The 12,667-nt window shown below is 23.6% G+C and carries 8 protein-coding genes; 7 read left to right on the top strand and 1 reads right to left on the bottom strand.

The annotated features are described in order from the left end of the window. The first annotated feature begins 196 nt into the window (after positions 1 to 196). The 5 genes from ACE38S_RS03485 to fba all read left to right on the top strand — a co-directional run bounded on the left by ACE38S_RS03485 (position 197) and on the right by fba (position 6,070). Entirely contained in the window at positions 197 to 472 is a 276-nt protein-coding gene (locus tag ACE38S_RS03485) for a hypothetical protein (RefSeq protein WP_374696418.1), read from the top strand. 2,322 nt (positions 473 to 2,794) lie between these two features. Then, positions 2,795 to 2,998: a hypothetical protein gene (locus ACE38S_RS03480; protein WP_374696417.1), complete on the top strand. Its 204-nt coding sequence runs from the start codon at positions 2,795 to 2,797 to the stop codon at positions 2,996 to 2,998. A gap of 413 nt (positions 2,999 to 3,411) precedes the next feature. Next, on the top strand, positions 3,412 to 3,705 hold the full coding sequence (locus ACE38S_RS03475; protein WP_374696416.1) for a hypothetical protein: 294 nt from the start codon (positions 3,412 to 3,414) through the stop codon (positions 3,703 to 3,705). Positions 3,706 to 4,005: 300 nt separating this feature from the next. Continuing rightward, the gene (gene mutM, locus ACE38S_RS03470) at positions 4,006 to 4,839 is read left to right on the top strand and encodes a DNA-formamidopyrimidine glycosylase (protein ID WP_374696415.1); all 834 of its coding nucleotides are present in this window, start codon (positions 4,006 to 4,008) and stop codon (positions 4,837 to 4,839) included. Between the two features lie 337 nt (positions 4,840 to 5,176). Further along, positions 5,177 to 6,070, top strand: a complete 894-nt coding sequence (gene fba, locus ACE38S_RS03465; RefSeq protein ID WP_374696414.1) for a class II fructose-1,6-bisphosphate aldolase — start codon at positions 5,177 to 5,179, stop codon at positions 6,068 to 6,070. A 329-nt stretch (positions 6,071 to 6,399) separates the two neighbouring features. Here the strand turns inward: fba and ACE38S_RS03460 are convergent, their stop codons facing one another. Next, a complete protein-coding gene (locus ACE38S_RS03460; protein ID WP_374696413.1) occupies positions 6,400 to 6,576 on the bottom strand; it encodes a hypothetical protein in 177 nt (58 codons plus the stop codon). A gap of 1,184 nt (positions 6,577 to 7,760) precedes the next feature. Between ACE38S_RS03460 and ACE38S_RS03455 the strand changes: the two genes are divergently transcribed. Then, positions 7,761 to 7,910 carry a hypothetical protein gene (locus ACE38S_RS03455; RefSeq protein WP_374696412.1) on the top strand — a complete coding sequence of 50 codons (150 nt, stop codon included), beginning with the start codon at positions 7,761 to 7,763 and terminating at the stop codon, positions 7,908 to 7,910. Positions 7,911 to 9,134: 1,224 nt separating this feature from the next. Further along, positions 9,135 to 12,623, top strand: coding sequence for an ABC transporter permease (locus ACE38S_RS03450; RefSeq protein ID WP_374696411.1), 3,489 nt, complete (start codon positions 9,135 to 9,137; stop codon positions 12,621 to 12,623). Positions 12,624 to 12,667: the final 44 nt, after the last annotated feature.

Here is a 12,667-nt window from a genome sequence, read left to right as displayed (position 1 = left end):
ACTAAATATCAAAATATTAACCAATAAAATAATATTATGTTTTTTACAGAAAGGAAAATATTTGATGAAAAAATGAAATAAAAAATTGAAAGTAAATTACAAGAATTAATAATACGATATTATCCAGTTTCAGTAATTGATATTATCAATGAACATTGAGCATTATACAATAGTGATTAATGAAGGAATTATTATAGTGGCAGAATATAAAAGTTTGTATATTAATAAAACTTGAAATGAAATAACAATATCATTTGATTGAGTTAATTGTCAACATTTTAATTGTCGTATTTTCCACCATAAAAATCATTATGATTTACAGTGTTTATATTTTGCAAAAATGTACTTAAATTTATTTAAAAATAAATGAGATGTTATTAATTCATATATGCGACATTACAAAATTAATGATATTTTAGATTTATCATTAGATGGTTGAAAAATATTACAAATTGATAAAAAAATAAAATAAATAAATTAAAATATATTATTACAATTGACCATGCTGGAATTGGACAAACGGGTATTGTTATTTATAATGTTTTGCAAAATAAAATAATTAATAACATTATTTTTAATTATAAAGATGAAGAATAAGCAATAAATAATATCTATTTAATATTAAATGAATTTAAAAAGTAAACCTGTTCTTATTTTAATAAAGTTCTTGTAATAATTGAAGGTTGTCAACCTCATAGGGGATTAAAAATAAAAAATCCATTATTTACCCATAAATTCATTGGTGGTTTAAAAGTTTTATACAAATATCGATTTAATTTAAATTATGTTTTACATTCACCAGTTGTTAAGAAAAATTATAGCTATAAAGGAAGTGTTAAAATGACAGAATACAAACACGACGCTTGAAAACATTTACAATATTTTTTAGCAAAAGGCGTTGATAAAAATGGCACAAACAAAAAGTAATTTGTCAAAAAAATCAATAACTAATAAACCTAAAATAAAAAATAAAAAAGTTAGTAAATTTGTAAATTGTACTATGAAGTGTAGCACTTTATTTGATATCATTATAACATCAATAAAATAAATGTTAAATACAATTTATTTTAAAAAAATTCAGTAGTTTTGTCTTAAATTTATGAATTTTGACACACTGAAAAATAAAATGATTAAAATTTTATAAGTAATTATATTAAAAATTAAATATTTATATAAAAAGTTCTTTTAAAAATATTTGGTGTAAAGATTTTTTAAATTTAGCGTTTAATATATTAGCAACTTCTTGAAAATAATTTCTTTAATAAATACTTAAATCAGTTCCTTTTAAAAATCAATGTTTAAAATCACGAATTTCTCTCTCAACTTTTGGTTTTTGTGTTGGAGTTTTAACATTACAAAAATAAATTTTAGCATTTGTTATTTTTTCAATTCTTTCTAAATCAGCAAATTATTTACCTTGATCTGCTATTGTTTATTTATATTTATCTTTGAAAAATCTGTTATAAAAAATTTCTTTCTACTGCGTTTGCAACTGATTTTGTTATTTTTTTCTTTTAATGGTTCAATGATTTTAAATTGGGTTAATTTCTCGATTGAAACCAAACAAACACTATTGTTTTTATCAGCCATATTATCTATTTCAAATCAACCAAATTTATATTTATCATGTTTTGCTTATTCAATAGTTCTAAAATTTCTTATTTTATCGCGATTATCAATCCTATTTTTTGTTTTATATTTTCATGGTAGAAAATATAAATTATATTTCTTGAAATTTAAAAATACCAAATTAATATATTTATATAAAATGTTAAAAAATAAAGTAAATTTAATATTAAAATTTTTTCGTATTTTTTATAAATTTGTTCTGGTGAATCATGAAATTTGTTATATTTTTCATCTATTCATTATAAAATATTTAACAATAATGATGATTTTTTAAAATATTTTTGCTGTTTTTGTAAATAATCTTCGTTTGTTAATTTAACGTCATATTAATTATATTTTAATTTTTTTTATTTCTAGTATAATTGTATTGCTATTTTTATGCAATATTTTTGTTATTTCAGATATATTGGATTAACCATTTTTTTAATGAATCAAATTATAATAAATCTTTTTAATATAAGACTACACCAATTTTAGTAATTACTAATAAAAAGTATTTACTATTTTTTTAAATATATCTTTTTCTTTACGGTTTGAATATAAATTATTCATTTAATAACATTTTGTATATATTCTTAATGTGAATTATATATTTTCTTATTTATTGTAGCTTTTTTAAGTAATGAATTAAAAATTTCTATAACAATATTATCTGAATAGTGATAATTTTTTCTTATTGAAATTATAATACCGTTAGATAAACATTTATCGTGATAAATAGCGAATTTATATTGATATCCGTGATCTGAGGTGAATTATTATGCCATTTAGATCTTTTTTTATCAATTTTATTTTATTAATTGCATCATTTAAATTATCCATTACTAATTTAGTGTTGTTATATTTAGATAACTTTACATCAACTATTTCTTTATTATATCCATCAATAAATGTCAATTAATAATGTCCTTTGTTTAAAATTTAAATTTTTCATAGAATTTTGTATCATTCGTTTAATATTTTTTGCATTATAAATAATTAATAAACTATGAATAGTTTACAAGAAGTTTAATCATATTTATGTGGACTTTCAAATAAAATATAATTATGAAGAAAGTAAAAATATAAAAATAGGAAGAAATTTATATACCGATGAATTTAAAAAACAAATTGTTTTACTTTATCAAAGTAGCAAAACATTCTTGAAATTTTTAAATAATATAAGGTGTCAAAATCAACTATATATCAGTTAATTGAAAAATTTCATAATTCTGGATTTTTTAAAGCGAAAAATAATCGCACTGTTGAAGAAAATGAACTTGATTGCCTTGCGAAAATAATTAATCTAATTACAAATGAAAAACAACCTTTTAAAGCAAGCGTCGCTGATAATTGGCAAAAAATAGAAATTATTAACAATAATAAATAAAAATATTCCATGCGAAAAATTGGTCAAATAGGATCAAAATTAAAGATAACAAAATCAACATATTACTATCAAATTAATAAATGTGGCTATGGTTGATGTTAATAATTATGAACAAAAAGTTATCAATGCATTTATAATGATAATCGCCAAAATTTATGGATCTTGTAAAATTAAAGCTTTTTAAATCAGAAAGATATTGTCTTATCGCGAAGAAAAATTCGCCAAATTATGATTAAAAATCAGTTAGTATCTAAATGCACCAAATTTAAAATATTGTAATCATAAGTTGGTGGTTAATAACAACGAAATTAGCAACGTTTTAAACTGTGAATTTAATAATAAACAACCCAATGAAGTTGTTGTTAATGATTTAACATATGTTCAAGGTGGTTGCTAAATGACATTATTTTTGTTTGTTAATTGACTTGTTTAATCGTGAAATAATTGGCTATAGTGTCGAGACAAATAAAATAGTACAACTAGTGCAAGAAACCTTTTATTCAATTATAAGACCATTAAAACAAATTACGTTATTTCATAATAACTGGGGTAATGAATTTAAAAATAAAATCATTGATAATACCTTAAATATTTTTAACATCAAACAATCATTAAGCAATAAAAAGGCTATCTTTATGATAATGTTATGGATGAAACAACTTACAAAAATTTTAAAACATAATTTGTCAAGGAACAAAAATTTATAAATTTAACCCAATTAAAATACAAATTATTTGACTTTGTGCATTGATATAACAATATTTGAATTCATGGTAGTTTAAATTATTTAATACCTGTTGAATTTAGAAAACAACAGTCCATATAAAAAGTGTCCTAAAAAGGGCTGATAATTCATTTATTTTATTATGCCTAATTGTAAAGTTAAGTACAACTAAATTATCTTTCACCAATCGAATATTTGGTTAGAAAAATAATTTAGTTGTACTTAACTTTACAATTAGGCATAATAAAATAAATGAATTATTAATTAGGAAAGAAGAAAAAGTATGCCAGAATTGCCAGAAGTTGAGACAGTCCGTCGTATTTTAACAAAACATGTTGTTGGTAGAACAATTACGGGTTGTCAAATTTTTTGAAATAAAATAATAAAATATCCCCTTGATCCGAAAGAGTTCACTAATGAAATTATTCAACAAAAAATTAATCGAATTGATCGAGCGGGGAAACATTTGCTTTTTATTTTAAATGATTATGTTTTAATTAGTCATTTACGAATGGAAGGGAAATACCATTTCACCGTAAAAGATGAATTAGGAGAATGACAACATATTATGATTTTATTTGAGCTTGATAAGGACTTTCAATTGCGTTATCATGATACAAGAAAATTTGGAACAATGCATTTATATAGCAAAAAGGATTATTTACAACAAGCACCTTTAAATAAATTGGGGTATGAACCATTTGATGAAAAAGTGACAGTTTCATACTTAAAGAATGCTTGACAAAATAAAGACCAACCAATTAAAACGACATTATTGGAACAAAATGTTATTGTTGGAATCGGCAACATTTATGCAAATGAAATTTTATTTGCTTCCAAAATTCACCCGGGAGGAAAGACTAAAAATTTAGAAGATCAAGATTATCAAAATATTATTGATAATACAAAACTCGTCTTGCAAAGAGCAATTAATGAGGGTGGAACAACAATCGCAACTTATCATCCTGAACCAGGGTTTAATGGTAAATTTTCACAACAGTTAAAAGTTCATGGTCGAAATAAAATGGAATGTATTAATTGCCATCAACAAATTGACAAAATTTTTGTTAATGGAAGAGGAACTTATTTTTGTAATTATTGTCAAAAATTAAAATAAAAGGGCATTCATTTATCGGGAGTGCCCTTTAGAAAAAACTATGAAAAATTATTTACTAAAGGATACCTATCTTTGGGTATTACCTTTTAGGGACACATCTATCAGGTAATGATAAGCTTTGTTTGTTTACTATATGTTGTCATAATAGTACGTTATTTATAACGCGAGATTTATAAAAAATGATAAGAAGATTAAAAATTATTATTTTTTATCTTTTTTTTGGTAAATTTTGGTAAATTATCCAAATATTAATAATTTTTTTTGTTTTACCGTATTTTTTAAAATAAAAAGTTTATAATGTTTGTATAATATTTTATATTAGGAGGGAAAAGAAATTATGGGACAAAAATATCATGCTAAATTAGTTAATGCTAGTGAAATAATTAAAAAAGCACACCAGAATAAATACGCTGTTGGTCATTTTAATATTAATAATTTAGAATGAACAAAAGCTTTATTAGAAGCGGCACAAGAAAAAAAAACCCCAATTATTTTGGGAGCTTCAAAAGGAGCAATTAAATATATGGGAGGCTATAATTTAGTTGTTGTGATTGTTAATTCTTTATTAGATTCATTAAACATTACAGTTCCAGTAGCGTTACATTTAGATCATGGACAATCAGTAGAGAGTTGTAAAATAGCTATTGATGCTGGTTTTTCATCAGTAATGTATGATGGTAGTCACCATCCATTTGCTGAAAATCTAAAAAACACCAAAGAAGTAGTAGAGTATGCAAAACCAAATGATGTTTCAGTTGAAGCAGAAATCGGAACTATTGGCGGGGAAGAAGACGGTTGTTCTGTTGGTACTGGGGAAATTGGTGATCCAAAAGAAGCGGCAGAAATGGTAGAAACAGGAATTGATTTTATTGCTGTTGGAATTGGTAATATTCATGGACCATATCCAACAGGATGACCAGGGTTAAACTTTCAAGCATTAGAAGATATTCAAGATGCAGCAAAAATTGGGATTGTTTTACATGGCGGTAGTGGAATTCCACAAGAGCAAGTTAAAAAAGCAATTTCATTAGGAGTTAGTAAAATAAATGTTAATACTGAATTACAAATTGCTTTTGTTGCTGCAATTAGAAAATATATTGAAGAAGGAAAAGACAAACCAGAAAATGGTAAAGGATTTGATCCACGAAAATTATTAAAACCAGGATATGAAGCAATTAAAGCTACATTCGATGAATTAATATCATGATTTGGATGCAAAGGTAAAGGATAAAAAACATTTTAAAAATTAAATGTTTTTTATCTATAATTTTATGTTTAAATAGTCTTAACAAGAAATAGTCTTAATAAGTGATTCAAAGACAAAGTTTATTATAAAAAGAAGTTTATTATTTATGGTTCAAAAATTTAGAAATGTTTATCATTTTTTAACAATAACAAGTTTATCGGCAGGTAATTTTGATGGCGTGATTGGTTTTGTAAAACTATTTTAAAAAGTTAATTTTGGGTTAGGAACTTTTGATCATTTAGATGGTGAATTAATTGTGTTATAGATGGCGTTGGAATATCAACTAAAGTTTTAGATGGGGCTTGTTAATAATGTTACGACTGAGAGATATCACAAATCCGTTTGCTTGACTCGTGATATGGATAAGGATCTTTACCAATAATGACAACCTTAATATTTTTTGGTTCAATTAAGGTAAATAAACGAAAAATATCTGTTTTTGTTTGATAACAAATTTTACTTTCGTACTTTCGATCAATATTTTTTAGCAATTATTTAAAATACGGTTTTTTAATTTAATTATCAAAAAAATATTCTCGATTAACTGCATACTTTATTCAAATTATCATTTTATCTTATTACCTTTATATAATAATATATTAATTTTAGTTTTTTGTAGAATAATTATATCAAAAAAAAGATAAAATAATATAATCAAGATAAAATAATTTAGCAAAATAATATAAAAATAAAAATATAAATTGTTCTTCTTTAGAAGAATAATTAGGTTTAAAAAAATATCAAAGAATGGAACAAAATTTAATAAGTAAAATTACGGTCGCATAAATAAAATAAGGGTTTTTATTTTTAAATGTTATTTAATTCAATAAATTAAAGGTATTTTTTATTTGTCTAAAAACCTTTAATTTATTTATGCGACCAAAGTTACTTCATTTTTTGGTGATTTAAAAATATATAAAGATATTTTACATACTGTAGAAAATGCTAAAACTAGCGAAAGAACGTTATCAAATATATTTAAAAATGTTGATTTAGAAAAAGTTGATTATAAAAGTTGATTATATTAGTAATAAAAATAATAATAAAATTAAAATCCCAAATAATGTTTTATATATCCAAATTGATGGTGATTTTGAACCGATATGATAAAATAAAAAAGAGTTTAAGAAAATATTTTGTTTTCAATTATTCATGTTGATATTGATGAAAAAAATCAATTAAAAAAATAAAAGTAATTAAAAATAAAAAGGGTGTTTTTGAAATTAATAATACTGCAAATATTAATCAAAAAAAATGACAAAGCAAGTATTACTAATTTTATAGATAAAATTTTTAAATTAATGGATACTTATTAAATTAACGAATATACTAAAATTTTAATATTAATTTATGGTGACTGTTGAATTAAAAAAATTATAAAGCAATAAAATAAAAATACAAAAACAATATTTTTTTATATAGTTTGGATAAATTTCATTTAATAAATAGATTTAAACAATTATTTCTTTATCTTAGAAAAAATAAAATTCACATATTAAAATATAATTAAGAAAAAAATTTTTCTTTGATGGATATCATGAATAATTGTTAAATTTATTAAATTCTCATTTACATTATGTTTTTGGAAATAAAAAGGAATTTTTATTACAAACTATTAAATTAATTGAAAATAATGAAGCGGGTGTTAAAAACAAGCATTATAATACAATATTGGTTGTCACATGGAAGGTGTGATGCCTCACACTATATTAAAGCTGTTAAATGGCGTGGAGCAAAAATATATTGTAAAGAAACATTTAATAATATGTTAATTGTTTCAATGTTAATACTTAATAATAAAGCTAATAAAACTAATGAGGAATAAATTGAATTTAATATTTTTAATTTAAATCAATTTCAAAATTTAAATCATTTTCAAAACCAGTATTTATTTATTTAATCAAAAACTTTAAAAAATTAATTAATGTAATTTTTAAAAGTGTTTTTTAGTTTGTCAAAATTCATAATTTTAGAAAATATTTTTTAACTAAAAATTATATTTATAAAAAATTCAACTTTTTTATAAATTTTGTTATCATTTAATATATAAGCGAAATTTAATTTGTTTCTAATTATTTATTTTTTTATTAAAACCTCAAAATAATATATACTACCACATTTACTAAATAATAGTTTGTAAAAAAATTGTATAATCAGGTTAATAATAATACAAATTATTTAAATTAGTATTAATTGCCCAAAGTTTTTAACAGTAACTTCAATTTTAATATTTTTAATTCAATTAATTTTGTTGCAAATTTTTTAAAATTAAATTTTTAACTAGCAATAAAACTAGCTGGATAAGTAATAAATAATTTTTGTTTAAGATAATTGTCTAACTTATAAAAATTTTTAATATTTAGTTCCGTATTAAAATGCTCTAACATTTTTTCATGAACAATTCCGCCAAAAGCACTGTACTATTATTATTCGCAAAAATTAAGTCACTATCCACACCATCAACTAAATTACTACTATAATAATATGTTAATTTAATGTTAGCATTAACATTAACAATTGGTTAATACAAATTAACGATTTTTTATAAATTAATATTTTCATTTAATGCTAAAATACTATGTTTTTGATTTGATAACACTTTAATATTTTCGGGATCAATAAAAATAATTTGGTTTGAATATTAAGTGTCTAACCGATTATCTGCCGTAGCAATATTATATTTTTTTTAATTTATTCAAACTATTTAATTGTAGATCATACAAGGAATCATATCATTGTAATTGAACAATTATTTTACAATTCAGGTAATATATACCTGGGCTTAAATTTATTTTTTTAACTACAACACAGAAATATAAATTTGATGCATCACCAATGTTATTATGATAAATGACCACAGTATTTTTAGTGATTATGGTTATTCCATTGTTAATTTTATTAGGATATGATGATTTTTGTAAATTAATTAGACGATAATAAGGTTAAAAATTTTAAATTATTTAGGTGATTTAAAATTTTTAACCTTATTATAAAATCTATTATTTTTCTTATATAATTAAATTGATAGACTTTGGGATGGGTGACTAATATGTGAAATCTTGCAAAAGAAGCAACGTGAGGGTTTACAAAAAAAATAACTCAATTTATTGGGCTAATTTTGTTTATTATTGGTGCTGTTTTAACATTTACGGCGCTTTTTTCGACGGTATTTCAAGTTAAAAACGGTTTACATGATATTAATAAAAATAGTTTACCCTACCAATATGAAATTAGACTAGATCGTTTAAATATTGATAATAATGTGTGAAAAAGAAGTGATGATTGGAAAATAAACAAAAATAATCGTGTTTTTTTAGCTCAGTTTTATGACGAAACGAAAATTGATGATGAGCATTTAACATTTAATAATGTTTTTGCTGATGTAATGGGATTAAATTGTGATTTAACGAATAATGAAATTTGTACTTGATCAAAAGAACCGACATATTTAAACAAACTAACTGGAACGGCTTCTTTTACGGCCTTAGTTAAAAATTTTAATAATAATTTTGCTGCAACTTTTTTAAGTTATATTATTCGGAACTATAATAAAAGTCAGTTAAATGATTTGATTATGGAAGACAATGCTAGTTTAGGTCTTGGGTTTAATACGGGTTATCAGTTTACGGTGAATAATTTAGCAAAAGATACCCAATATTTTAATGCCACTTCTGTTAGCAAAAATAAAAAATTATTATTTAATGGCGATAGTTGACGTGGCGATGATATTTTTCGTAAGCCGTTTAATCGTCTTTTTGAAGTTACAAAGAGAGAACAAATCGTTGAATTAGCAGAGAATGATATTATTTTAAGCAAACAATATGCTGATTATAATCATTTAAAACTTGGGGGGCATTTTAATTTAGGTTATAGTCAAAATTTACATTTTAATATTACTGGATATGGGGCAAAGTACAGTAACATTTATCCCGATTTAGTTAGTTTGTCAACCCTTGCGACAGGGCATAAAATTATTGATTTAAAAAATGGGTCAATGTTATTTATGAACGATCTTAATTTTAATGTTATTAAACAAAATTTTTCAAGCGGAACGGAAAAAGTTACTGGTTTTATTAATATTAATGGCGATTTAACAGACACCCAAAAAATAACATTATTACGAAAAGTTTTAAGTAATTATTTTGTTGCTCCGGATAATGCTATTGTTGCTTTTGAAGATTCATTGCCAGGTCAAGTCGTAATGTTAACAAATACTGGTTTTATTGTTAATACTTCAATTGCAGTTGCTTGTTCAATTATTATTTTATTTATTATTGGCTTTTTCATTAAGAAAGATATTACCCATCAAAAAAGACAAATTGGGGTTTTAAAATCATTGGGATATCATCGTTTTGAATTATCTATTATTTTTACTTTTAATATTATTTTTACAACTTTAATCGGGTGTTTATTAGGATGAGCTCTGGGTATTCCACTGCAAATTTATTTTACTGGTTTTAATTTATATTCAGTTGGTTTACCATTATCTTCCTTTTACTTTAATTTGTTAATTTTTGTTTCGGCAACAATTATTATTCCGTTTATTTTTATTAGCATGGCGTTCTTAATTTCATTTATTTTGTTAAGTCGAACCGCCTTGGATTTAATTTATGATTTAAAATGTTCTAATTTAAATTTCCGAGCCAAAAAGGTCAAAAAAAGTCGTAAATATGCCCATTTTGGATTAACATTTAATGTTAATTTGTCATTTGCTTTTGTCTTAAAATCATTAGGGAGGTGAATGGCGGTCTTAGTTGTTTTAGCTTTTTCATTCTTTTTATTAATTTTTCAATTAGATGCGGGTGTTATATCTCAAGGGATTATAGAAGATTCTTTCCGTTATTTTAAAAATGATATTAAGTCATATTTAATTACTAGTTATGATCAACAAGATATTGCGCAAGAAGCACTTAATAAAAAACCTTATCATTGAATTTCTGATGATAAACGGGATGAATATTACCATGAGGCAAAGATTTTTGATGATAATAAAACATTTAATTTTCCAAATCCCTTAATGTGTTTTACAGATTTATTTATTTCAAACGTGAATAATGCAAAGCAAGATTGTGGTGATTTATTAAATATTATTGGTGATCCAAGTGGTTCAAGTATTATTGAAAGTAAGATTAATTATGATTATAACACAAAAACATATCCATATTTAAGTGCCGAGACAGTTAAAGCAATTGCTAATTATAAAGTTAAGAATTATGATTATGGAGAATGAATTAATGGCTGAGATAATTTAATAAAAATTATTAATATAATTAAACCAATTTTAATTAAAAATGGGGTAAACGAAGCCAATATTCAAGCAATTATTAGTGAGATTAATTTGATTAATGGTTTAAATTCAACGGCGCATGGCCAATATCCGGATGTTTATTTAGGTCCATATATGATTTATAATAAAAATTATGATTTTCCGTATGTCTGCTTATCAGCAGGTTGAAGTCCTGGTGATCACAAAAATTCAAAAAATCCTGTTTCGCAATTAAATGTTGTTGGGTTAACAAGCGATGAAACAAAGCGTAATCAGTTGTTAAACTATCGTTCCAAAACAGTATCAAGTGATGTTGTTCAAACAGAAGTCTTTGATTATCAAATTAGTGAAGAACCAACGAGGGGTGATCCAAGTGGATCAATTAATAAACCAATTCCGGTTGTCATAACCAAACGAGTGTATCAATCAATAAATTTAATGCCGGGCGAACTTTTTAAATTAAATGTTTGTATTACAAATGCTATTGGTTATGTTCCTGTTATTTTTAAATTTGTTGGATCAAATGATGCTGATATTAGTTCGGGTAACATTTATATGAATCAAGATTCATTAATTACAGTTATGAATCAATGAGTTAATTTAACAAAAAAAGGGCAGAAATTTTTACCAGATTCTTATTATAATGCTGTTGCATCACGAGCTAGCCCATTAGGAGTAACCTTACAGCCGTATCGCCTTATTTCTTTATTTTCATTGACTAATAATTATAATTTTACGATGTTTGATGAAAACAAAAAACAGGATTATAAAAATATTTTTGATTTAAGAACAAATTTAAAATTATTAAATGGGCTTAATAAGATTTGACCATTCGATACTTTGCGTGAAAATTATTCGCAAGGAATGCGGACTGTTAGGGATGTTCTTAGTGTTTTAGAGGGTCTAACAATTATTGTTGTTGCTTTAATTTTAGCTGTGTTAATTTCAATGGTTATGGATGAGAATCGGCGAACGATTTTGACTTTAAAAGTGTTGGGGTACTCGACGTGGAAAATTATTGGAATTGTCTTAAGCTTCTATTTATTAGCAATTATCATTGGTTATATTTTAAGTTATGTCATTGCACAATTGTTATGGAATGTTATTGCTAATATTATCTTTAAAAACACCGGAATGTTATTAATTCCTTCCTTCTCGTTTTATGTTGTTTCCGTTGCAACATTAGCAATTGGCTTTATTTTAATTTTAGTAATTGGTGTTGGAATTTGAAAAATTAAGAAAAATAAATTAACAAATATTACAATGGAATAAAAAATGTTATTAAATAAATAACATTTTTTATTCAAGATTTATTA

It is taken from the genome of Spiroplasma endosymbiont of Polydrusus formosus (assembly GCF_964263245.1).
GTDB lineage: Bacteria > Bacillota_I > Bacilli_A > Mycoplasmatales > Mycoplasmataceae > Spiroplasma.
This window is presented reverse-complemented; position numbering and strand designations above follow the sequence as displayed.